The organism is Pseudomonas sp. TH15 (assembly GCF_016651105.1).
Classification (GTDB): Bacteria; Pseudomonadota; Gammaproteobacteria; order Pseudomonadales; family Pseudomonadaceae; genus Aquipseudomonas.
Genome location: NZ_JAEKEL010000001.1, coordinates 4,412,073 through 4,431,808, shown reverse-complemented (window position 1 = coordinate 4,431,808; position 19,736 = coordinate 4,412,073). Strand labels below are relative to the sequence as shown.

Annotated in this window: 27 protein-coding genes and 3 tRNA genes; 11 read left to right on the top strand and 19 right to left on the bottom strand. The window is 56.9% G+C overall.

Translation table 11 applies throughout. The features are described 5' to 3' along the window. Nucleotides 1-213: 213 nt before the first annotated feature. From JFT87_RS19965 to JFT87_RS19930, 8 genes are all read left to right on the top strand, one after another. Entirely contained in the window at nt 214-972 is a 759-nt protein-coding gene (locus JFT87_RS19965) for a carbon-nitrogen hydrolase family protein (protein ID WP_201204001.1), read from the top strand. After that, nucleotides 972-1,415, top strand: a complete 444-nt coding sequence (locus JFT87_RS19960; protein WP_201203999.1) for a GNAT family N-acetyltransferase — start codon at nt 972-974, stop codon at nt 1,413-1,415. The genes JFT87_RS19965 and JFT87_RS19960 overlap by 1 nt, the downstream gene beginning before the upstream one ends. 127 nt (nt 1,416-1,542) lie before the next feature. Then, nucleotides 1,543-2,184: a response regulator transcription factor GacA gene (gacA, locus tag JFT87_RS19955; protein WP_082356623.1), complete on the top strand. Its 642-nt coding sequence runs from the start codon at nt 1,543-1,545 to the stop codon at nt 2,182-2,184. Nucleotides 2,185-2,186: 2 nt separating this feature from the next. Beyond that, the gene (gene uvrC, locus JFT87_RS19950) at nt 2,187-4,010 is read left to right on the top strand and encodes an excinuclease ABC subunit UvrC (protein ID WP_201203997.1); all 1,824 of its coding nucleotides are present in this window, start codon (nt 2,187-2,189) and stop codon (nt 4,008-4,010) included. A 32-nt stretch (nt 4,011-4,042) separates the two neighbouring features. Continuing rightward, nucleotides 4,043-4,603: a CDP-diacylglycerol--glycerol-3-phosphate 3-phosphatidyltransferase gene (gene pgsA / locus JFT87_RS19945; RefSeq protein ID WP_201196552.1), complete on the top strand. Its 561-nt coding sequence runs from the start codon at nt 4,043-4,045 to the stop codon at nt 4,601-4,603. Between the two features lie 63 nt (nt 4,604-4,666). Beyond that, nucleotides 4,667-4,742 (top strand) — tRNA-Gly (locus JFT87_RS19940). 45 nt (nt 4,743-4,787) lie between these two features. Next, a tRNA-Cys gene (locus JFT87_RS19935) sits at nt 4,788-4,861 on the top strand. Between the two features lie 193 nt (nt 4,862-5,054). After that, nucleotides 5,055-5,141, top strand: a tRNA-Leu gene (locus JFT87_RS19930). Between the two features lie 82 nt (nt 5,142-5,223). Here JFT87_RS19930 and JFT87_RS19925 read toward each other — a convergent pair. The 3 genes from JFT87_RS19925 to JFT87_RS19915 are packed head-to-tail and all read right to left on the bottom strand — an operon-like array spanning nt 5,224 to nt 7,003. Further along, nucleotides 5,224-6,255 carry a tyrosine-type recombinase/integrase gene (locus JFT87_RS19925; RefSeq protein WP_201203996.1) on the bottom strand — a complete coding sequence of 344 codons (1,032 nt, stop codon included), beginning with the start codon at nt 6,253-6,255 and terminating at the stop codon, nt 5,224-5,226. 1 nt (nt 6,256) lies between these two features. Next, nucleotides 6,257-6,463: a DUF4224 domain-containing protein gene (locus JFT87_RS19920; RefSeq protein ID WP_201203989.1), complete on the bottom strand. Its 207-nt coding sequence runs from the start codon at nt 6,461-6,463 to the stop codon at nt 6,257-6,259. 42 nt (nt 6,464-6,505) lie between these two features. Further along, the gene (locus JFT87_RS19915) at nt 6,506-7,003 is read right to left on the bottom strand and encodes a hypothetical protein (RefSeq protein WP_201203987.1); all 498 of its coding nucleotides are present in this window, start codon (nt 7,001-7,003) and stop codon (nt 6,506-6,508) included. Between the two features lie 72 nt (nt 7,004-7,075). Here JFT87_RS19915 and JFT87_RS19910 point away from each other — a divergent pair, with 72 nt between their 5' ends. Next, on the top strand, nt 7,076-7,216 hold the full coding sequence (locus tag JFT87_RS19910) for a hypothetical protein (protein ID WP_201203986.1): 141 nt from the start codon (nt 7,076-7,078) through the stop codon (nt 7,214-7,216). Nucleotides 7,217-7,271: 55 nt separating this feature from the next. Here JFT87_RS19910 and JFT87_RS19905 read toward each other — a convergent pair whose 3' ends face one another. From JFT87_RS19905 to JFT87_RS19885, 5 genes are all read right to left on the bottom strand, one after another. Further along, the gene (locus tag JFT87_RS19905) at nt 7,272-7,595 is read right to left on the bottom strand and encodes a hypothetical protein (protein ID WP_201203985.1); all 324 of its coding nucleotides are present in this window, start codon (nt 7,593-7,595) and stop codon (nt 7,272-7,274) included. 404 nt (nt 7,596-7,999) lie between these two features. Next, nucleotides 8,000-8,179: a hypothetical protein gene (locus JFT87_RS19900; protein ID WP_201203984.1), complete on the bottom strand. Its 180-nt coding sequence runs from the start codon at nt 8,177-8,179 to the stop codon at nt 8,000-8,002. Continuing rightward, complete coding sequence (locus JFT87_RS28480) at nt 8,176-8,562, bottom strand: hypothetical protein (RefSeq protein WP_242487278.1); 387 nt, start codon at nt 8,560-8,562, stop codon at nt 8,176-8,178. The genes JFT87_RS19900 and JFT87_RS28480 overlap by 4 nt, the downstream gene beginning before the upstream one ends. A gap of 320 nt (nt 8,563-8,882) precedes the next feature. After that, complete coding sequence (locus JFT87_RS19890; protein ID WP_201203983.1) at nt 8,883-9,806, bottom strand: DNA cytosine methyltransferase; 924 nt, start codon at nt 9,804-9,806, stop codon at nt 8,883-8,885. 45 nt (nt 9,807-9,851) lie between these two features. Next, complete coding sequence (locus tag JFT87_RS19885; protein ID WP_201203982.1) at nt 9,852-10,628, bottom strand: DUF2786 domain-containing protein; 777 nt, start codon at nt 10,626-10,628, stop codon at nt 9,852-9,854. 49 nt (nt 10,629-10,677) lie between these two features. Between JFT87_RS19885 and JFT87_RS19880 the strand changes: the two genes are divergently transcribed. Together JFT87_RS19880 and JFT87_RS19875 are read left to right on the top strand one after the other, a co-directional pair. Then, nucleotides 10,678-11,265, top strand: coding sequence for a hypothetical protein (locus JFT87_RS19880; protein WP_201203980.1), 588 nt, complete (start codon nt 10,678-10,680; stop codon nt 11,263-11,265). 194 nt (nt 11,266-11,459) lie between these two features. Then, the gene (locus JFT87_RS19875) at nt 11,460-11,717 is read left to right on the top strand and encodes a hypothetical protein (RefSeq protein WP_201203978.1); all 258 of its coding nucleotides are present in this window, start codon (nt 11,460-11,462) and stop codon (nt 11,715-11,717) included. Nucleotides 11,718-11,740: 23 nt separating this feature from the next. Here JFT87_RS19875 and JFT87_RS19870 read toward each other — a convergent pair whose 3' ends face one another. From JFT87_RS19870 to JFT87_RS19820, 11 genes are all read right to left on the bottom strand, one after another. Next, complete coding sequence (locus tag JFT87_RS19870; RefSeq protein WP_201203976.1) at nt 11,741-12,142, bottom strand: hypothetical protein; 402 nt, start codon at nt 12,140-12,142, stop codon at nt 11,741-11,743. A 382-nt stretch (nt 12,143-12,524) separates the two neighbouring features. Continuing rightward, nucleotides 12,525-12,911, bottom strand: coding sequence for a hypothetical protein (locus tag JFT87_RS19865; RefSeq protein WP_201203974.1), 387 nt, complete (start codon nt 12,909-12,911; stop codon nt 12,525-12,527). A 75-nt stretch (nt 12,912-12,986) separates the two neighbouring features. Then, nucleotides 12,987-13,451, bottom strand: coding sequence for a hypothetical protein (locus JFT87_RS19860; RefSeq protein ID WP_201203972.1), 465 nt, complete (start codon nt 13,449-13,451; stop codon nt 12,987-12,989). Continuing rightward, a complete protein-coding gene (locus JFT87_RS19855) occupies nt 13,448-13,690 on the bottom strand; it encodes a hypothetical protein (protein ID WP_201203970.1) in 243 nt (80 codons plus the stop codon). Before JFT87_RS19855 ends, JFT87_RS19860 begins: the two co-directional genes overlap by 4 nt. Before the next feature lie 2 nt (nt 13,691-13,692). After that, on the bottom strand, nt 13,693-14,355 hold the full coding sequence (locus JFT87_RS19850; RefSeq protein ID WP_064116720.1) for a lambda exonuclease family protein: 663 nt from the start codon (nt 14,353-14,355) through the stop codon (nt 13,693-13,695). Continuing rightward, nucleotides 14,355-15,344, bottom strand: coding sequence for a RecT family recombinase (locus tag JFT87_RS19845; RefSeq protein ID WP_201203968.1), 990 nt, complete (start codon nt 15,342-15,344; stop codon nt 14,355-14,357). Before JFT87_RS19845 ends, JFT87_RS19850 begins: the two co-directional genes overlap by 1 nt. 55 nt (nt 15,345-15,399) lie before the next feature. Continuing rightward, a complete protein-coding gene (locus tag JFT87_RS19840) occupies nt 15,400-16,527 on the bottom strand; it encodes a hypothetical protein (protein ID WP_242487277.1) in 1,128 nt (375 codons plus the stop codon). 278 nt (nt 16,528-16,805) lie between these two features. Further along, complete coding sequence (locus JFT87_RS19835) at nt 16,806-17,000, bottom strand: hypothetical protein (RefSeq protein WP_201203966.1); 195 nt, start codon at nt 16,998-17,000, stop codon at nt 16,806-16,808. Nucleotides 17,001-17,244: 244 nt separating this feature from the next. Further along, nucleotides 17,245-17,481, bottom strand: coding sequence for a hypothetical protein (locus JFT87_RS19830; RefSeq protein WP_201203964.1), 237 nt, complete (start codon nt 17,479-17,481; stop codon nt 17,245-17,247). A gap of 867 nt (nt 17,482-18,348) precedes the next feature. Next, nucleotides 18,349-19,113, bottom strand: coding sequence for a hypothetical protein (locus tag JFT87_RS19825; RefSeq protein WP_201203962.1), 765 nt, complete (start codon nt 19,111-19,113; stop codon nt 18,349-18,351). A gap of 69 nt (nt 19,114-19,182) precedes the next feature. Continuing rightward, nucleotides 19,183-19,542, bottom strand: coding sequence for a hypothetical protein (locus tag JFT87_RS19820; protein WP_201203960.1), 360 nt, complete (start codon nt 19,540-19,542; stop codon nt 19,183-19,185). Nucleotides 19,543-19,736 lie beyond the last annotated feature (194 nt).

Genomic DNA, 19,736 nt, shown 5'->3' with positions numbered 1-19,736 from the left:
GCCACCGAGCGCAGGGCGCTGACGGTACGAAGCTGTGAGAGGGCGTTGAACATGGTCTGTCTCCGATGAATGCGCCGAGCTTACTCGAGGGCGGTAGGCGGATTCAATCAGAAAATGCTATCGAGTACTGACGGTGCTTTCTATCGCTTGAGTGCCTGTAGGGTTGTGACACACTTCGTGTTTCGCAAAAGCACACTGTCACAAGGACGCGTCATGACAACCCTGACCATCGCTGCGGCTCAATCGATCTCCATCGCCGGTGACCTTGCCGCCAATATTGCCTGGCACCGGCGCTTTATGCAGATAGCTGCGGAACAAGGTGTGCAACTGCTGGTTTTTCCGGAGTTATCGCTGACCGGTTATGAAGGCGAAGTAGCCGCCGCACTGGCGATTGACCCAGACGATGATGTTCTTCAACCGCTGAGAGATTTGACTCGCCAACTCGGCGTGACCGCTGTCGTTGGTATGCCAATACGGCTGGGGGCAAATCCTGCGGTGTTGATTGGTGCGTTGGTGTTGAGACCCGATGGCTCGCTTGGGGTTTACAGCAAGCAGCATTTGCACCCTGGCGAAGAACTGATTTTTACCCCCGGAAGCGGCGGATCCACGTTGAAATTCGGCCGCGACACCGTTGCACTGGCCGTCTGTGCGGACTTTTCTCACGCCAGCCATGCTGCTAACGCCGCGGCCCAGGGTACCGACGTATATGCCGCAGGGGTATTGATCAGCGATGCTGGCTACGCAGCAGATGCAGCGGTGCTTCAAGGCTACGCTCGCGAACACTCTATGGCCGTGCTGATGGCCAACCATGGAGGCGTTACCGGCGGGTGGCAGTCGGCAGGCCGCAGCGTGATCTGGTCCGCGAATGGAACGCTGATCGCGTCGGCCTCTGGTACGGGGGATTGTTTGGTGATCGCCCGGCGGATCGATGGAGCATGGCAGGGTGATGTAGTGCCTGTGGTGCATGGGTAATGTCTTTCCAGATGCGTCGCGCTTTGCCTGAGGATCTGGCATTCGCCAGGGCGCTCACCTGTCAAAACATGCTGCGTTACTACATTCAGCATGATTTGTTGTGGCAGGACGAAGCGTTCGATGTGGCGTGGTCTGGGCGTGAGAGCTGGTTGGTATATAAAGGTGATGTGAAGATAGGGTTTTTCAGCCTTAGCCGCGATGCGCGAGCTTTGTATATCCGAGAATTACAAGTGGCTGAAGCCTTTCGGGGGCAGGGGGCCGGTTCCTGGACAATTGATCAGGTTATTGAAATAACCCGCAAGGAGCGTCGTCCGGCGCTGCGACTCACTGTGTTCGAAAATAATCCGGCTAAAAATTTGTATCAGAGAAAAGGACTACAGGTTCAAGGTAAGGACGAGTGTTTCTTGCGCATGCAGCTTGATTTGAGAACGCCTGTGCTCTGAAACGCACAGACGGCAAGCCCCCAAAGATGAATTGAAACTTTTTATATGTCGCTTGACGCTAGGTCTGCCAGTTGCTTTTTGCTAAGGTGTTCGGCAACCCAATACGACCATATCGCGAGGTGTCTGCTTGATTAGGGTGCTAGTAGTCGATGACCATGATCTCGTTCGTACAGGCATTACACGAATGCTGGCTGACATCGATGGCCTGCAAGTAGTCGGCCAGGCCGAGTCAGGGGAGGAATCCCTGCTCAAGGCGCGTGAGTTGAAACCCGATGTGGTTCTGATGGACGTCAAGATGCCCGGGATCGGCGGTCTTGAAGCCACGCGAAAATTGCTGCGCAGTCATCCCGACATCAAGGTTGTCGCGGTCACTGTGTGTGAAGAAGATCCGTTTCCTACACGGTTGTTGCAGGCCGGTGCGGCGGGCTATCTGACCAAGGGCGCAGGTTTGCCGGAAATGGTCCAGGCCATTCGGCTGGTGTTTGCCGGGCAACGCTACATCAGCCCGCAAATCGCCCAGCAGTTGGCGATCAAATCGTTCCAGCCGACCAACGATTCGCCGTTCGACGCATTGTCAGAGCGTGAGATCCAGATCGCCTTGATGATTGTCGGCTGTCAGAAGGTTCAGATCATTTCCGACAAACTTTGCCTCTCGCCAAAAACCGTGAATACCTACCGTTACCGCATTTTCGAGAAGCTTTCGATCAGCAGCGACGTCGAACTGACGCTATTGGCGGTTCGTCACGGCATGGTTGATGCCAATCTCTGAAAATGACTGAAGTCTTCGATCCGAGTGCCTTCCTGTCGACCGTGAGCGGACGCCCCGGCGTTTATCGCATGTTCGACAGCGATGCGCGCCTGCTTTACGTCGGCAAGGCCAAGAATCTCAAGAAGCGCTTGGCGAGTTATTTTCGAAAAACCGGGCTTGCGCCCAAGACCGCCGCGCTGGTGGGCCGTATCGCCCAGATCGAAACCACGATCACGGCCAATGAAACCGAAGCGTTGTTGCTTGAGCAGACGCTGATCAAGGAATGGCGTCCGCCCTACAACATTCTGCTGCGCGACGACAAATCCTATCCTTACGTCTTTCTATCGGATGGCCAGTTTCCGCGCTTGAGCATCCACCGGGGTGCAAAAAAGGCCAAGGGCAAGTATTTCGGCCCTTATCCAAGTGCAGGTGCCATTCGAGAAAGCCTGAGTTTGCTGCAAAAGACCTTTTTCGTTCGCCAATGCGAAGACAGCTATTACAAGAACCGCACGCGGCCTTGCCTGCAATACCAGATCAAGCGCTGCAAGGCACCGTGTGTCGGGCTGGTGGAGCCGCAGGTGTATGCGGAGGACGTACGACACTCGGTGATGTTCCTTGAGGGGCGCAGCAACGCGCTGACGGACGAGTTGTCTGCAGGGATGGAGGAGGCTGCGATCAACCTCGAGTTTGAGCGTGCGGCCGAATTGAGAGACCAGATTTCATTGCTGCGCCGGGTCCAGGACCAGCAAAGCATGGAAGGTGGAACCGGCGATATCGATGTGATCGCCGCGTTCATCAATCCGGGCGGCGCCTGTGTTCACTTGATCAGCGTGCGTGGCGGCCGGGTACTGGGCAGCAAGAATTTCTTCCCGCAAGTGGGTATTGAAGAAGACGTTTCCGAAGTCATGGCTGCATTTTTGGGCCAGTACTTCATCAGCAGTCCTGAACGGGATTTGCCGAGCGAGTTGATCGTCAACGTGGTCCACGATGATTTCCCGGTCCTGATCGCCGCCATCGACGAGCTGCGCGGGCGCGAATTGTCCATCAGTCACCGGGTGCGCGGTACGCGAGCGCGCTGGCAGCAACTGGCGGTCACTAATGCCGAGCAAGCCTTAAGCGCGCGACTGGCCAATCGTCAGCATGTCGCCGCGCGTTTCGATGCTCTGGCGCAAGTACTGAACCTGGATGAGCCGCCACAGCGCCTTGAATGTTATGACATCAGCCACTCCAGCGGTGAAGCCACTGTGGCATCCTGCGTGGTGTTCGGTCCGGAAGGCCCGATCAAGTCTGACTACCGTCGGTATAACATCGAGGGTGTGACACCCGGCGACGACTACGCCGCAATGCATCAGGCTCTGACCCGACGCTTCAGTAAACTGAAGGACGGCGAGGGCAAGTTGCCGGACATCCTGCTGGTGGACGGGGGCAAAGGTCAGCTGTCCATGGCCCGGGACGTACTCAATGAACTGGCAGTGCCTGATCTGATTTTGTTGGGCGTGGCGAAGGGCGCGACGCGCAAGGCCGGTTTCGAAACCTTGTACCTGAATGACGCTGCACATGAATTCACGCTGCGCGGTGATTCCCCCGCGCTGCACTTGATCCAGCAGATTCGCGACGAAGCCCACCGTTTCGCCATTACCGGGCACCGGGCGCGGCGGGGGAAAACCCGTCGTACCTCAACGCTTGAAGGCGTTGCGGGTGTCGGGCCGACACGTCGGCGCGATTTGTTGAAACATTTTGGTGGATTGCAGGAGCTGTCTCGTGCCAGCATCGAAGAGATCGCCAAAGCACCCGGGATCAGTAAAAAGCTCGCTGAGTCGATTTATGCAAATCTGCACAGCGAGTAGAATGCCAACTCACCTCGTAGCCAGTTGTGCCGATGAATATCCCTAATCTGATTACCGTTCTACGCGTCCTGCTCATTCCGATCTTCATTTTACTGTTCTATCTGCCGTACCAATGGAGCTATCTGGCTTCCAGTTCAGTCTTCGCATTCGCCGCTGCCACTGATTGGCTGGACGGATACCTGGCTCGCCGTTTGGAGCAAAGCACACCGTTCGGGGCTTTCCTCGATCCGGTGGCTGACAAGTTGATGGTCGCTGTCGCGCTGGTATTGCTGGTGCAAGAACACGGCAACCTGTGGCTCACGCTGCCGGCAGCGGTCATTATTGGTCGCGAGATTGTCGTCTCGGCGTTGCGAGAGTGGATGGCCGAACTCGGCGCCCGTGCTCACGTCGCAGTGTCGAACTTGGGCAAATGGAAAACCGCCGCGCAAATGCTGGCGCTGGTGATCCTGCTGGCCAATCCGTCGGACTTCAGCTTCTGGGTCCTGGTGGGTTACGCCTTGTTGCTGGTGTCGGCAGGCCTGACATTGTGGTCCATGGTCCAATATCTGCGGGCTGCCTGGCCACATCTGAAGACCGACGTAGAAAAGAAATAAAACTTTTTTGAATCAAAGGGTTGACGGGGCTTCTGGATTCTATAGAATGCGCCACACCAAGACGCGGGAATAGCTCAGTTGGTAGAGCACGACCTTGCCAAGGTCGGGGTCGCGAGTTCGAGTCTCGTTTCCCGCTCCAAGTTAAAACGCATTTGGTGTCGTGCTACTGATATCAGATGTTTGAGGCCGAGTAGCAAAATGGTTATGCAGTGGATTGCAAATCCACCTACGCCGGTTCGATTCCGACCTCGGCCTCCACTCTAAACAAGCTCCGTAGATCAATGATCTACGGAGCTTTTTTATTTTCGCAGTCCTGCAAGATTTTGTCTTGAAAAGGGCATTTGCGAACTTGCTTCACCGGGGCGGGGTGTATATATTTCCCCCTCTGTTGCACAAGCGTCAGAACTGCCAGGTTTTTTGGGCAGCCGTAAGACCGCTTGATCGCGCTACCGCCCGAATGGCGAAATTGGTAGACGCATGGGACTTAAAATCCCCCGCTCGTAAGGGCGTGCCGGTTCGATTCCGGCTTCGGGCACCATCTTAAATCAAGGGTTTGCGGGCGAAAGCTGATGCAAACCCTTGTTTGTTTCTGGGTCGCAAAAATAGACATGGGTCGCAACTCACTTGGTTGGCGACACTTTTTTGCTCTTGCGATTACGGATGTACTGCTCGGTCATCACCACGGTGGTATGCCCGAGTTGATCCTTCGCTTGCATGATGTCACCGCTCGATTCAGCCTTATCTGTACCAGCCTTGGCGCGTAAATCACGCATTTGAAACTCGGCCTTTTCAACGCCTGCGGCCTCCCTGGCCACATCAAATCTCCTGCGCAACATTGCCTCCGTCATCGGAGTGCCGTCTTCGGCCACGATCAGCCGCGTCGAGCGGACTTTGTGTCCGGACTTCCGGGCCATGATTCGATCAATCAAAACTTTCAGCTCACCAGTTACCTCGATCCGCCGTTTAGCCTTCGTTTTTCCCTGGAGCACCCAGATCTGGCCGTCGCGCACGTCTCGTTCATCCATAAGTCGCGTGTCTGTCACTCGTTGGCCGGTCAAATAGGCCAGGTCCATGGCGTCGCGCAATCCGGCGTCAGCCTTGTCGTGCACCCGTTTGAACAGTTCATCCTCGACATAGGTATCCCGGCCCGTTTCTTTGTTGCCCTTGATTCCGGAGCAAGGGTTGGCCAGCGACGTGTAGCCCTTGTCTCGTGCGTAGTTCCAGATCGCGCTCAGCAAAGCCTTTTCCCGATTTGCCCGAACAGGTGCAGATTTTCGCCAGGTTAAATACTGGCGGACATGGAGCGGTTCGATTGTCTCGAGCGGTGCCGGCGGATCATCGAAGAACGCCATCAGGTTCTTTAGCTCGCGCACATTGTCCTTCTGAGTGCTTTCTGCCTTGGTTGGCACTACCTCGATCATGTACTTCTCGGCCACGTAGCGAAACGTGACGACCTTGGCAACCAGTTCAACCGCGGTTCGATCGCGCTCCAGCTTCGCGTATTCCATGATCGCCAGGCCGTAATCGCTACCCAGCGCTATTTCCTTGCGTTCTTTTCCACCCAGCTCGTAGTAATAGTAGGTCCGGCCACTTGCCTTTTTGCGTTCCCGCAGCCGGGCGATGGAACCCGGCTTCGTTGGTCTTCTTCCCATCTCAACTGGCCTTTCTTGGCGTCCACACAGGTTTTTCTGGTTCGTACGATCCGACGGCGGTAACTGCCAAGGCCGTCACTGCAGGCCAGCCGCTGCGTTTGATTGAGTGTCGGATACCGTTTTTCTTCAGGTTCAGGATCTGTCCTGCCTTGGTTCGCGCGCCGGTCAGCTCGCAAACCTCCTCGTGCGATAAAAATTGAATGTTCATGAGCTATCCATACCGCGCGTGGCGGCAGAAGGTGGTGATGGGTTATGCGCCGGCCTTGGCCAGGACTGCGTCGGCGACCGCCATTGCAGCTTGGGCGTCGTCCACGTAGGCGGGATCGAATCCGCCAGCGAGATGGATGGTTGCTTGGCAGGCGCGCAGGTTCTCGCGGTTGAGTTTCAGCGCGGCGGCCAGCTCTTCGTGCAGTCCGCGCTCCTCGCGACCGATATCCCAGAAGCACTGGCCCCAATGTCCAGTCGGTGGCGGATTACTGTTCTGCGCGCCGAGTGCCAGTGCGCCGACCACAGCGTCCAGCAGATCGCGCTTGTAGGCGTTATCGCCGTCGATGCTCAGGCCCTGCCGGCGGAGCGCGTCGAGCGCGTTATTCAAGTTCGCCTCGGGCGAAGGCAGCACCAGGTCAAAGTCAGCTTTGCCTGGCCGGCAGACGATGACAAACATCTGGCAATCGAGCGGCAGGTGTTGGGCGATATCCGAGATCGATTCGATAGCCACTTCGCGCAGTTGGTGTTTTTGATCAGACATACGAATTCCTCGCCCGCCTTACATCGGCAAGCTTTGTGCTTAAATGAGATGAATTCTTAGGGAGAGGGATCTATGAAAAAGGCATTTCAAAACCCGTTGTTCTTAACCGGGCTGCCGCTGACTATTTGCGGTTTTGCGATTACCGCCCCGGGTCTTTGGATTCCGGGCTTGGTGCTGATGGTCGCCGGCTGGGCAAAAACAAAGCGATCCTGACTTCATCGCCACGGCCCCCTGTAGATCAGGTAGGCCATGTAGAGCGGGGCGAGGATCATGGCGTCACCTCGCGTCGTGCCCACCAGCAGGCCGGGCCATCGTCGGTGTCGTGAATCGACAGGCAGAACCAGCCTTCGCCTTCCGGTTTATCCGGATCCCAGTAGCTGCAATCCGGATCATGGGAGTCGAAGTAGCGCTCCGAGATCTCGTCCGGCGCGTCCTCAATGCTGGTCATCTTCACGACCAGGCGCTGCTCGGCGATCCACTTCTTGCACTTATCGCCATCACCTTCATCAAATGGCGGCAGTTCCGGGTGCCAGAACATCCCGTTTTCATCGCGCACAACCGGCACCGGCTGAATCAGTTTTATCGTTTCCATGGGCGAACTCGTCCTTGCCGCTATAGCGGCTGATTTTGAAGGGGAGGGAGTAGAGGTTTTGGCAGCTACGGCTACTATCGATATGAATCGGTTACAGCGGTGGCCCAGATGCTCAACGAGTCAGATAAAGTCGGACACACGTTTAAGCGGGCGTTTTTCCGGGTAGATGGCGTGACGATGTATTTTTTGGGCTGTATGGCTCGGGCTCACTATATGGGCGCTATTTGACCCCGCGCTTTTAAGATTCCCCGCTTGGATTCTTTTTATACTCGGCATGACGTTGAACCCTTTCATCTACGTTCTACTGGGTGTTATGCGCTCACCTGGGTTGTTGACGGCGCTTATCATCCTTTTCTTCAATGCTAAATTCCTCCTCATCTTCGTCTGACTTAGAGGGGGAGGGGTTACTGGTATTTGTTGCTGATGCGTTCAGCGATGTCTTCGAGCTTTTCGGCCATACCGTACATTTTGTTGTTGTCGCGGCGGGAGACGACCGGGGAGCGGTGGACGTTCCGGCCTTCGAGGATCTTCGCTGCCAGCAGGATCAGCCACGCTTCTAACTTGCGGCGGGTGAAGCGCTTCATGGCTTAACCGTTTCGTCGGGGTCGAATCCGAACCGCCGGCAGAGCGCGTGCGCAACACCCGATCCGCAGCAGAAAGCGTCCTTCATCGCTAACCAGCGCTGCGTGTCGCGCCGGCTGGTGCCGGTCACCATTCGAACGGCTGTACTGATAAGTTCGTGTTCACTGAACTCGCAACCCGACAGGGTGATCATGCGACTTTCCGTCAAGTTGGCTGCTGCGAGCTGTGCTTTCAGATCGTCGATGGTCTGATCCGCTGCATTCAGGCGCAGCTGCAGGGCGTCACGCTCTTTGATCGCAGTCGCGTGCTTTTCGCGCCAGTGCAGCACTGCGTCGAGTTCTTCAGCCGCTGTGGCTGGTGCAGCCGGTTTGTTTTCTGTGGGCATGGGGCGTCCTATGCCGGGGCATGCCCGGGCGGTGGAGGGTGGCGAGGGATCAGCTACAGTTCAGCGTTCAGCCAATGGAGAAATTTATGAGCTGCTTTATCTGTGGTCGTGCGGCAACGGCTGTCCCTTCGACTGGGGACTATCAAGAAAGGGTGTGTGCCAGCTGCGGGCATTACCGAATAAGCGGAACAGTTGTTGACCAACTGCAGCGTTTCAATCGCAAACTCGATGTAGATCTCATGCGTATATTTGTTCAGCAAGATGCAGCCAGAGGGATCGTTCCGCTCATTACGACCTACGTGGCCAATATTCAGTAATTGTCAGGCTGCGGCGTTAAGTGCTTCGATGATTCGCTGGCCAGCGAGGGGCGGAACCGCGTTGCCAGTCATGTGCATGGTCAGTTTGTGGTTGTTCGGGCGCAGCGTGTCCTTCGGGAAGGACTGTGCGGCCATGGCTTCGTCAGCGCTGATCATCCTCATCATGTCGCCGTCGACTACGGCCCAACGATCCAGAGTGGTGATGGTGCCGATCGGTCGGTCGAGGCTGCGGCCGGTGAGTCCAGAGCCTGACCCGTAGTAGGGCATGACGAACCGTTCGCCGAAACGCTCGCGGCCATTCTTCACGCGAGTCAGCGTCGACGCGGCACGGCCAGGCTTGTTGATCGGCGACCACTTGCCGGCGTCGAAGTCGATAATCTGGCTGGCGGGCACGTGCTGGTAGCGGGGCAGTTGCAGGTGCAGCGGCGCCTTGCTGCGCGAGCACACCATGAACAGGCGTACACGGTGCTGTGGAACGCCGAGATCTGCGCAGTCCACGATGTGCGGCGCCAATGAGTAGCCCAAACGCTGCATCGCGTCAGCCCAAGCCGGGTACAGAATCCAGTCCATGAACTCCGGTACGTTCTCGATCACTGCGAAATCCGGGCGGTTGACTTCAGCGTTCTGCACCGGCGCCCAAGCCGTCGAGCGCGAGTTATCGTGCTGAGGGTTGCCGGCAGCCTTGCCTCGAGCTTTCGTGTGCCCTTGGCAGCATGGCGAGGCGAGCATCACATCGTGCTTCGGCACATCCGCCCAGTTCGCCTGGTGCAGATCCTGACAGGCGTGGATGGTGCCTGGGTTATTGCGGGTGTGCCACTCGACCGCCTCAGGCCAGTGGTTCGCAGCCCAGAGCACATTTAGCCCGGCGTCCTTGCCGCCGCGCGTCCAACCACCGAAACCAGAAAACAAGTCAATTGCTGTGAGCATGCGGAATCCTTACCGGCATGCGCCGGTTGTTTCAGGCAGGAGAGGTCAGGCGGTTGCGGATAGGGCGAGAGTGTCCTCGCCGCCGCGCGCGATGCCGGCGTGCAGGTCCACCCTACGCCCGGCGAGCATTCCGGCGATTTGCGCATTCAGGTCGATATCGACATCACGCGATTTTCGAGCTTTCCCCACGCCTTTGTTTGCGAGGTACTCGGTGATCAGTGCCTTGTCTTGCGCTTCAACTGCGATGATCTCGCGACCCTCACTTGCTGGCGCGGTATCGTCTTCGCCTTTCGGGACAAGGGCGCTCAGCTTTTCGTAAACCTCGTTAACCCAAGCCAAGGCGAAGTGGTCGCCTGCTGTTTCGGCTGAGTACGAGCTGCGGTGCACGCCTGCACGCACCGAAGCGACGTATTGCTTGCGAGCAAATTTCAGCTTTGTCAGCAGCGCCTCGAACGCATACAGCGCGATGTGCTGGGCAGGCGTCACCCCTACGAATGACACGCGGGCGATGATTCGATCCTTTTCCTTGCAGTACTTCCGACCGTACAGCGACGTGCATCCGAACACATGAGCGACAGCCCCGCTCAGGCTCCGCTCCCACGCGGGGAGGCGTTCGACTCGGGAGAACTGCGACTCGACTTCACCGACGTCGCTCAACTTCACATCCATTTCGGTCAGCCGGTACTCGCGCATCAGTGCCTGCGCTTGCCGAAGCGCCGTCGCCGCCTCGTTCTCGTTGGCGCTCTGGGCCAGTGCAAGGCAGTGCTTGATCTTGCGGATCGCGCGCTCGAGTTTCTTTTCGTCGATCTGTTGTGCGGACATAGGGGATCCTCGCCGGGTATATTTGGCGGATAGGGAAAGGGAGATCGCGATGCTTAATGATTACGGGAAGAGTTTGTTTCAACCGTTACTATCGGTTCCGAACATTGTTTTATGTTTATCTGCCGCTTTCGTCCTAGCTCTGGCTTTGATGAAAGTGGAGTTAACTAATAGTGAATGGGCAAGCTGGGTTCAGGCAGTTGGGGCGATTGTTTCGATCTGGGCCGCCTGGGTTATAGCGAGCCGCCAGAGCAGACGAGCGGAGAAAGCCGCGATGCGTCAGGATTCAGCTAAATGTGCCGCAATCGTCGGAGTTCTTAACTACGCGCTGAACGTCATCGAGCAAGAGTCATTAACTGAAAATGGGAGTGTTAATCCCCTCCATCTGCGGGCCGATATCGAAAAAATCCTTTCAATGTTCGACCGAATTGATCTGTTAGCCATTCCTGATCCGGTCGTTGTAAACGCAGTCTGCGCTGTGCGCAGATCGATAGAACTGCTGGATAAGAAACTCATTGAACACAGGGGGACTACTGTGTTCGCCCTTCATTACAGGTTTGGCCTTGCTAGGGCATGTATCAGCACAACACAGCACCAAATTCTGCTATGTGAAGTGGCCATAGCCGAATTGAATTCGTAGAGGTTGGTTTTTTTGGTGAATTAAGAATTTCCACCATTACAGACGCGCATCGACTCGCGCTCGAAGGCAAGCCCGATGCCGCTGCACACAGAGCTGGAGGTGATATGGGGCATAGGGGATCCTCGCCGGCTGGCGTGATTCGTAGAAGTGGGGTATTTGTGTTCAGCCCGGCATCGAGCCGGAAGGAGAAGCAGATGGCTACTGATTTTACGAAGGGCCGCTACAACGTCTATTCGGGTCGAGGGCCGGCCGCGCCTTTGATTGGTCGTATCGATGAAGACGAGTTTGTTCGAAGTAGCACTGGCGAGCTTTTGTATCGGATCGATGGTGACGAGGTATACACCGCGGGTTCTTCCGCGAAATACATTGGTGACATCACGGAAACAGATAGCGGTCGAGCCATGGTCGTTGATTCAAACCACAATGCGGTGCTAACCATCTCGCCTGAGTGATCAGTGCCACAGGTGAGGGCTGATCAGGCGCGCCGGACCTTGAAGTGCAACATCGCCTTGATGCTGTGGCAATAATCCTGAAGCTGCTCGTAGGCCTTGTATTTGGCCTGACTTCGAGTGGCCGCCCACACCCTGACCAGATCTTCGCGGGCCTCGCGGTTCCAGTCGAGATCGTCCCAATCGTGCTTGAACGGCAGCACCAGCCACTCTTTTAGCGGTAGCGTCTCAGCCATTTCGCCGTATTGCATTTCGTGGGTTGGGTGGTAGTTGCTGATCCGCTTCTTCGGATCTTCGTCCAGCACCACGCCGATATAGTGGCCGCGATCCGCAAGGATGACTCCGGGCTTTCCGTAGGCGATGACGCGTCGGCCAATCTCGGCGGACACCTGGTAGTGCTGCCGGACATATGCGCAGTTGTAGCTCATGGATTTCTCCAGTCAGGCGCCGCCCTCCGCGACCGGTGGTGGCAATTTGTATATAGATAAGGTTTGATAGCGCCTCGAATTTAGCAATGGAGGCTTTATGTCTTTTTTAGAGCGGCTCAGTGTTTTTCAACGGCAATTGACATCTTGTTGCCTCCTCACCCCAACAGCGAGGCGTATGACATCTTTCGGGCATTGGTCGAGTGCAGTGAAGCGGTGAGTAGTATTGACATCACTCAGCTCGACGCCCAAGCGGCAGGCTGGGTCGACCAGTTAAAGCGTCTGATGGACTATAGCCACTTGTCAGTTCCGACCGACAAAGGGGGGCTAGAGGTAAAGGCAGAGGGTTTCGGGATAACTGACAAAATCGAATTATCTCAACTGGTCAAAGATCTGTACGAATGGTGCAGCGAGGCAAATCGGAAGGGCTTATAACTTCATCGCCAGCTTCGCGCGCCAGTTCGACCATGCTCTTCGCGTAAAACTCTCGCGACACCTTTTCAGTAACAACAAAAGGTGTCGTGACACATTTGAGCATCTGGGCCTGGGTTTCGAAGTCGGCGGCGATCAGGTTGCGCAGCAGGTTCTGATGGATCTCCTGCTGGTTGTTGAATCCGTGGGCGGCCATAACCCGCTTGAGGTCTGGCTTGAACACGCCGGCAACTTCAACCGTAAACTTCTCCACGCCCAATGCAGCGTCCTTTGCTGCCGCTTTCTCGCGCTTCCTGCGCTGCTTCTTGGCTTCCTCCGTCAGTTCCTTTACCTCGGCCATGGCCTACCTCTTCAATTCCGCTGGCCGGCAAGTCCAACCAGGTCTGTCGTTTGCGTTGTTGGGTGCGAAAACGTCTCACGCTGCGACCTTCACCTGATGCCAGGCGCCGGCGGCGTAGAACAGCTTCGCGGCTTGGGCTTCGTCAATCGAAATTTCATCCGGAATAGCGATCCAGCCTGATGCGATCAGATGGGTGGGGTTCGCGCTGTTGCGCAGCTCCAGGTAGTAATGCTCGATCGCATCGGTGAGGTGCTCAACCTTGTAGATGCCTTCGGGCGAGATCTCCACCGACTTGATGTACTCGGCGCCGCGCTCGTCGCGACACATGGCGCCGATGTAAATCGTCCAGCGGTATGAGAAGTCGAAGATCGCATTAGCGATCGCCAAACTGCGGATCTGACGGCAGTTCTTCCAGTTCACCATGATCTGGGAGCCGCTTGGGTCGATGTTCACCACCGCGACGTGGTTGGTACGCAGCAGCGCCCGGCAACTGCGTTCAGCCCGGGCGAAACCGTTGTTGGGTTTGCGTTTCGACTTCATACCGAGTCCGCCATTTTGCGCAGAGCCTTGCGGTCAGCGGCCGATATCGGCTTCGGCCGCCGCTTGAGGACCGTTTCAGGGTCTACCCAGTCCCGCCGCGCAGGCCTTGGCTTCATTCGAGCCGGCGGCAGCTCCTTGAAGGTGCTGCCGGGCCGACTCCAGAAGTCAGTCGTCGCCGCCGCAATTCGGTCAGACTCAGCTTGTTTCGTTCGAACTGCATTGAGGTTGAGGCTGATCATGCTCAAGCTCCTAATCTATGGGCTTGTGCCCGTGCTTTGTCCGCGACTTCATCAACCATGCGGTTCAGCTCCAAGTTGAATTGGACGAGCTCTCTGTGCAGGTTGGCGATGTAGTCTTCGTCGCGGTAAATCGTTTCGATGTAGAGCTGACACTCCTCGTCTTGGCGGGAATCGAAGGACAGAAAGTCCCACCATTGCCGGCCTGTCACGAACATGCAGCCCTGAATCTGCGGCATGTGTTCCTCGGGCATGCCCTCCAGCCAAGTCCTGACGTGGATAGCCTCGTTGAAAGGGCACTTTGATTCGGTGCCGCCGTCGTCGTTGATCAGGCCGTCTGGCGAGCAGCCGAGCCAGTCATACTTCGGGTGAACGATGAATTCCGACGGCACGACAATGTTGCCGGTCAGCATCTCGTAGGCGTCCTGAGCCTTTTGCTCTTCTGTGTGACCCCACTTCATGGAGGCGCTGCTGACGTTGTGCTTGGACTTCTTCGCCAGTCGTTCGAAGCACAGCTCGCGCATGTAGGAGGTGCGCGCGCCCATCGGCTCGCGCTTCCCATTCTTGTCAGGCTTCCCCCAAGCGATCACATCTTTGAAGCGACTGGCAGTTACTCGACCTGACCGGTCTGAGTGCCACTTTTCAGTACCTTGCAGTTCCGTTCTCACTACGCCGCTTCCTCGACCTGGGACAGGTCTTTGTCCGTGCCAGTCATATCGGTGAAGTCAGCATCAACGGTTGCCGCCATGCTCTTGAGTGCTTCGTGACACTCCAAGCCGATCGCTGCGCGCTGCTTAGGCTTGAGACCTGCCCACGCCGCCGCATAAGCATCGATGTCCTGTCGCTTCGCGACGACCAGCAGGTCAGCGAATACTCCGTCGATTTCCGGTGATGGGGATTTCGGGCCGAAAGACACCTCGGCGGCGGCAGCGGTGTTTGAGGCGTGCTTCGCAGGAGTTATATCGATTTCGCCACCGTAGGAGTCTTCGAACTCGTCAGGCGTGTAGACGCCAAGGATGACGTCCGGGCAGAAGAGCCTCGCCCATTTTTTCGTCACCAGGTAGGCGATTTGCTGCTTCGGATCCTCCGCCCAAAGTGTCGAGTTGCGAGTGCGAACTTGAGTGAGCAGAAGCTCCAAAGTGCGCGGCTCCTCTTCGCCTTTGAACGTTGCCCAAACCTTGATACCGAGTCCTTTCTCGTCGTCGAAGCTCCACCCCGGAACGCGGTATTTCTTGAACTCGCCGGTGTCCTCGTCCTTCTTGGTTCGGCTGGTCACTTCGCGCATCTTTCCGATGACGTTTTCCCAATTGCCGAACCACTCGAAGTTCAAACGTCCTTTGACAGGTGCCTTGGCGGTGATCACTGCGTTGACGAGCTGCGCCTCATAGCTGAGTGCACCACCGTTCACGATGAAGGTCTTTTGAGCAACCGCAAACGGGTTCATCTGCCACTGCATTGCTTGCAGGACGACCGCCATGCAGTCAGCTTGATTGCCCTTCAAATGCTTGGGCACAGTTGTCACGCCCTTCGACATCATCAAGGCGAGGTCGCTCATCGACTTCATGGTGCCCGGGTCGAGAATGAGTGCTGCCGCGTTGTGGGACGGGTCTTGGTAAGTGGCAAGGCCCGTCGCTGTTTGAGTGTCTGAGTCATTCATTGCGCTCTCCTTGGCCGACGATGTGTTCGTCGACCTTTAGAGGGGAAGGGAGGGTTTAGAAGCGAATTGCACGAAGCCAGGCGCGAGCGGTGTCGACGCTTACGTCGAAGCCCAGTGCGACGACCTCGACGATGTCTTCAACCGCAGGCGCGGTGGTGGTCACGTCGTCGAATTCAGCTGCGATCGCCGGAGTGTTGATAGGTGCGACCTCGACTTTCTCTTCGATCAGCGGCGCTACCGCTGCAATGATCGGTGCCGGTGCGGCAGCTTGGGCGCGCAGGCGGGCCAGTTCTTCTTGGTCACGCTGGTTCTGCTCGTCCTTCAAACGCTGAGCGTCTTGATCACGCTGCAGTTGTTCGCGCTGCCGGTTGAGTTCTGCCTGCTGATCTGCAATGCGCTGGCGATCTTCTGCTGCGACCCGTTGGCGTTCCTTCTCTGCGTATTCATCGGCGATGCGTTGCTTCTCGCGCAATTCGTCGAGCTCTTTCTGCTGGGCTGCCAGCTTGGCGGCAGCCTCTTCGCGCTCGACGGCAGATCTGTGCAGGGTTTCGAGCTGCTCAATTGCGTTGTCCCGAGCGATGGTGCCTTCAGCTTCAAACTCGGCGTACTCCTCTGGCAGGATTACCGACTCTTTGACGTTCAGCAGGACATTTGCAACATCGGCAGCGCTTCGGCTTGCGTATGCAGCAGCGACCGAACTGAATCGGGTAATTTTTGCTCGGATGGCTTCGACACGCTCAGCTTCGATGCGCTCGCGTTCGGCCTTGGCGTCCGCTACGCGCTTTTCTTCGGCCTTGATGGCTTCATCGACAGGCGCTTCAATCGCGAGAACTCGATCTTTCAGCGCCTCGCCAAATTCCTTTACCTGGTTGACACGAGCCTGGGCTTCTTTGACTTTCTGCTGATAAGGAACGAGCGCAGTCTTCGTGGTGTTAGCCAAGGCGTAACGCACATCGCGGATGTCGACCCGCACTTCCTTGGCGTTTGCCAGCCCCTCGCTGGTTGAGCAGTCAACGACAAGCTTCCCGTAGCTGGTTTCCAAACGGACGATCTGTTCCTCATGCGGCCGATACTCGGCGATGTCGGTGACGGCAACCGCAGGAGCAACAGGGTTCTTTGTGCTTCCGGTTTCACTCAGATCGAGGTCGGCCGATACGGGGGCTTGTTTGGCGTTTGCGGACATGACGATTCCTTGCCGCGCCGAGCGCAGCGTGTGGTGGTTTTGTTTATTGAGTGACGCGATCGGCGAGGGCGCTGAGTAGCATCAGGAAAGTAAAAACGCCCATGGCGGAGAACGAGCCGCGCCGAATTAGCAGCCGGCGCGCTCGCTGAAGACTGGTCACCGGAAAACCCGGTAGGTGGTTGAGTGCGGCACTTCGCACACACCAGACGAATCGCGTGCCGTCGTGTAAGCGGCCATCCCGGCAACGAGGACGGAGGCGAGGATCCAGTAGGCTAGCTTCATGGCCGAGCCCTCACCGCGATGCGACCGCCTTTCATGGTGACCGACAGGCGCTGCGGGAGTTTGTCGACCAGGTCCTCGCGTTTGCGGCCGATCACCTCGTTGAAGGGGAGACCGAAGCCGAGGATGGCGATGCGGCGCTCAATGTCGTCGAGTAGTTCATCGACCAGAGTTTTTACCGGTGGAGTTGTCATGCGGCTCTCCCTTTTCGGAATTCGTATGCATGGTTCAGTCGTTCGGTGTAATCAGCGTCCTCTGTCGCGCTGATAATGCTTAGTGCGCGGAAAATCATCAGAGCGGTGTTAGCTGAGGACCGGACGGCCACTGCACTGCAATCCGGGTCGGACATGCTTTTGATGTAGCCTTCGAGCATCCCAACGGCCAGATCGTGATTCCCTGCACCGGGAAGGCCTGCGGCCACTGGGACCTGATGAGCGCTCATTTCAACCCCCAGAATTCACCGTAAGCGACCACTGCTGCCGAGACGCGCTTTGCCCGTGCTTTACGGTCTACGAGTTCCTGAGCGGCCATCAACGCTTGGCGCTGGGTGCGCTTCTGCTCAGCGGCTTCGTAGTCGTGGAAGTCTTCAACCTTCGGCGCTTTCGGGCGCCCCCAGTCGTCGTAGCGCCTGTCCCATTCCCGGGCCTGCGCACTGTCTGCATAGCTGGTTGCCATGGTCGCCTCCGTGGTGGCGGGTGTTGATCCAACAAAACTCGGATGCACTCAACCGCTCCGCTGGTTGCCGTTGGGCGCGGAGGTGAGTGCATTCGGGTGGTGTCGGAGGATAAGGAAGGGAAAACGGAGTAGCGGGGCAGTGGGGCCGGCGGTGGAGTCTTAGTCCGAGCCGCCGGCAATGAGCATGGTTACTCTACGATGCAGATCCAGCGGTGGTTGTAACGGTAAGGAGCGCGAGTGAAGTGCACATCTGAAACCAGATTCATGCCTCGCTCTTGGAGCGCTTCGGTCAGTTGTACGAGTGTCTCTGCTTGGATAGTCATTGCTGTCACCTCGTCAGATTTCCTGCGTTCATAATTCTTGACCGAGCGGGCAACTGGCTAATTCAATTTTTCTACCTGTGTGATATGCAAAGCACCCAGACCCGCTACTGGCGTCGGTCTGGGCTTGGAGCATCACATTGTCGACGTGCGCAGGGTGGACTACCGGGAATCCCGGCCGATGCGCGGTGACATCGACGTCCTACTGTCCGCTGCCTGTATGAGTGATGGGCGCCGGCCTTCAGGCTTGCCGCGCCGCGCAGGTGAATCGCTCACTTTTACATGGCTGCCATTCCTCTGATTGAAGGCAACTGCCGAGCATCCCTCGGTAGTTGGTTGCGATGCAGGTGAGCGGTTATAGACCGCAGTTTCGTCCGCATCAGGGTGGGATCTGGCCGGGGCTCAACCGGCATTTGGCGGAAGGGGTGGCCCTATAGGCGACCGGTTGGCTCATCCGCTGCCCGAGACTTAGCCTCAGATCACACCCCGATGCGCTCTCATAGAGAGGATCAGGCAGTTAACGACAGGCTGTCGTGGCGCTGATTGGTCAGTCGTAGATGCCGTAGCTAAACTCATCCTCATCGCAGTCGACGATGATTTTGGATTTACCGAAGTAGAGTGCAGCGACCATCTTTTCGAATGGAGAGCGGAATTTCAGTGTTTGGCTGATCTTCTCGTTGTCGATTTTGGCGGCGTACACCGAGCCAACCTCATGACCTTTTTCGTTTCGGTCTTTCCCGTAACGGTCAAAGCTGATGTGGATCGCGTTGTCGAGCATGTACTCGCTGCGCTCAGTGCTTCTGGAGTAGGTCGAAATTCCGTGATCCTTTGGCTTCTTGTCGAAGTAGATGTGCAGGCCACCGTAGTCGGATGGCTGGAAACGGATGTCCGGGGCTTCCCAATGCTCTTCGGCCGCTGACTCTTTGTGGTCTTCGACAAAGGCTTCCAGTAGATCCTGCAAACTGATCACTTCAGGCAGCGCGTCTTTGTTCAGTACTTCATCAATCTGCTTTTGCGCCAAGCGCACCATGTCGGCTTCTACGCCGCTGTTTTCCCACTTCTCCTTCAAAGCAGCAGCGATCATTGCGTTATAGCGAGTCAGCTCAAAGATTTCGGTCAAATTGGCCGGCAGTGCGGCCTTGATTGCCTCCTCAACCTGCTTGCCCATGTCGCCATAACGGCCGAAGCAGTTGTCGACCACGTTCGTGAACATCTTCTTGACGTGCTCGTCGATGATTTCGACTGGCTTGTCGCTGTTTGCAAAAGCAGTGACGCGCTCGGCGAGCAGCGCTTGAAGGGTTTGTTCGCTCATTTGATGCTCCGTGCTTGATCGGTTGTTTTCCCAATGCACCCGTCACCAGGTGCATCAGGAAAAGGTCCGTCATTGCATGCGATCCAGGTTCTCAGCGATTTGCTGATCAACCAGATCGGCAATCTTGAATGTGTCGTCAATCGAGTAGTGCGGATTGCATTCAGAGCAATGCCCGGCCACCTCAATCTCAATGGCGTGCTGGACCAGCTCTTGGTCACGGAAACAGGAAGGGCATCGAACAGTCTCAATGCCGCGCGCCTTGACCTTGCCGACGCAGCACTTCTCTGCATCATCTTTCTCGTCGTGCGCCTCTTCGCAGGTATCGCACAGCCAGACGTCGCTCACTTCTGGCTGGCAGCACTGCTCGGCCGCGTAATGCGTGTTGTGCACGTCGTTACAGCTTCCGCACTCATAGGCCTTCTTCGGCATCGCGGTGCCCTCCGTTGATTTCCAATGCCGCCTCATCGAAGCGGCATCAGTAAATCTGTGGCGCCGTGACCCGCTACTGGCGGCCGTCATCGGCTTGAATCGTGTTGTTCCTCCAGCCGCGGGCCTTTCGGCTTGTTCTCCCGCTGTGTAACTGTTCTTGGCGTTTTACGCTGCACGCCCGGGTCAGTTGCCAA

What these genes read in the sequence shown, in the direction of transcription:
- uvrC (WP_201203997.1), top strand. Translation starts at nt 2,187, where the DNA reads ATGACTGAAGTCTTCGATCCGAGTGCCTTCCTGTCGACCGTGAGCGGA.
- JFT87_RS19905 (WP_201203985.1), bottom strand. Translation starts at nt 7,595, where the DNA reads ATGGAAACGATAAAACTGATTCAGCCGGTGCCGGTTGTGCGCGATGAA.
- JFT87_RS19915 (WP_201203987.1), bottom strand. Translation starts at nt 7,003, where the DNA reads ATGTCTGATCAAAAACACCAACTGCGCGAAGTGGCTATCGAATCGATC.
- JFT87_RS19865 (WP_201203974.1), bottom strand. Translation starts at nt 12,911, where the DNA reads ATGGCCGAGGTAAAGGAACTGACGGAGGAAGCCAAGAAGCAGCGCAGG.
- JFT87_RS19900 (WP_201203984.1), bottom strand. Translation starts at nt 8,179, where the DNA reads ATGAAGCGCTTCACCCGCCGCAAGTTAGAAGCGTGGCTGATCCTGCTG.
- JFT87_RS19860 (WP_201203972.1), bottom strand. Translation starts at nt 13,451, where the DNA reads ATGAAGTCGAAACGCAAACCCAACAACGGTTTCGCCCGGGCTGAACGC.
- JFT87_RS28480 (WP_242487278.1), bottom strand. Translation starts at nt 8,562, where the DNA reads ATGCCCACAGAAAACAAACCGGCTGCACCAGCCACAGCGGCTGAAGAA.
- JFT87_RS19820 (WP_201203960.1), bottom strand. Translation starts at nt 19,542, where the DNA reads ATGCCGAAGAAGGCCTATGAGTGCGGAAGCTGTAACGACGTGCACAAC.
- JFT87_RS19855 (WP_201203970.1), bottom strand. Translation starts at nt 13,690, where the DNA reads ATGATCAGCCTCAACCTCAATGCAGTTCGAACGAAACAAGCTGAGTCT.
- pgsA (WP_201196552.1), top strand. Translation starts at nt 4,043, where the DNA reads ATGAATATCCCTAATCTGATTACCGTTCTACGCGTCCTGCTCATTCCG.
- JFT87_RS19965 (WP_201204001.1), top strand. Translation starts at nt 214, where the DNA reads ATGACAACCCTGACCATCGCTGCGGCTCAATCGATCTCCATCGCCGGT.
- JFT87_RS19920 (WP_201203989.1), bottom strand. Translation starts at nt 6,463, where the DNA reads ATGAACATTCAATTTTTATCGCACGAGGAGGTTTGCGAGCTGACCGGC.
- JFT87_RS19880 (WP_201203980.1), top strand. Translation starts at nt 10,678, where the DNA reads ATGCTTAATGATTACGGGAAGAGTTTGTTTCAACCGTTACTATCGGTT.
- JFT87_RS19835 (WP_201203966.1), bottom strand. Translation starts at nt 17,000, where the DNA reads ATGACAACTCCACCGGTAAAAACTCTGGTCGATGAACTACTCGACGAC.
- JFT87_RS19870 (WP_201203976.1), bottom strand. Translation starts at nt 12,142, where the DNA reads ATGAGCTACAACTGCGCATATGTCCGGCAGCACTACCAGGTGTCCGCC.
- JFT87_RS19840 (WP_242487277.1), bottom strand. Translation starts at nt 16,527, where the DNA reads ATGTCCGCAAACGCCAAACAAGCCCCCGTATCGGCCGACCTCGATCTG.
- JFT87_RS19890 (WP_201203983.1), bottom strand. Translation starts at nt 9,806, where the DNA reads ATGCTCACAGCAATTGACTTGTTTTCTGGTTTCGGTGGTTGGACGCGC.
- JFT87_RS19845 (WP_201203968.1), bottom strand. Translation starts at nt 15,344, where the DNA reads ATGAATGACTCAGACACTCAAACAGCGACGGGCCTTGCCACTTACCAA.
- JFT87_RS19885 (WP_201203982.1), bottom strand. Translation starts at nt 10,628, where the DNA reads ATGTCCGCACAACAGATCGACGAAAAGAAACTCGAGCGCGCGATCCGC.
- JFT87_RS19925 (WP_201203996.1), bottom strand. Translation starts at nt 6,255, where the DNA reads ATGGGAAGAAGACCAACGAAGCCGGGTTCCATCGCCCGGCTGCGGGAA.
- JFT87_RS19875 (WP_201203978.1), top strand. Translation starts at nt 11,460, where the DNA reads ATGGCTACTGATTTTACGAAGGGCCGCTACAACGTCTATTCGGGTCGA.
- JFT87_RS19825 (WP_201203962.1), bottom strand. Translation starts at nt 19,113, where the DNA reads ATGAGCGAACAAACCCTTCAAGCGCTGCTCGCCGAGCGCGTCACTGCT.
- JFT87_RS19960 (WP_201203999.1), top strand. Translation starts at nt 972, where the DNA reads ATGTCTTTCCAGATGCGTCGCGCTTTGCCTGAGGATCTGGCATTCGCC.
- JFT87_RS19830 (WP_201203964.1), bottom strand. Translation starts at nt 17,481, where the DNA reads ATGGCAACCAGCTATGCAGACAGTGCGCAGGCCCGGGAATGGGACAGG.
- JFT87_RS19910 (WP_201203986.1), top strand. Translation starts at nt 7,076, where the DNA reads ATGAAAAAGGCATTTCAAAACCCGTTGTTCTTAACCGGGCTGCCGCTG.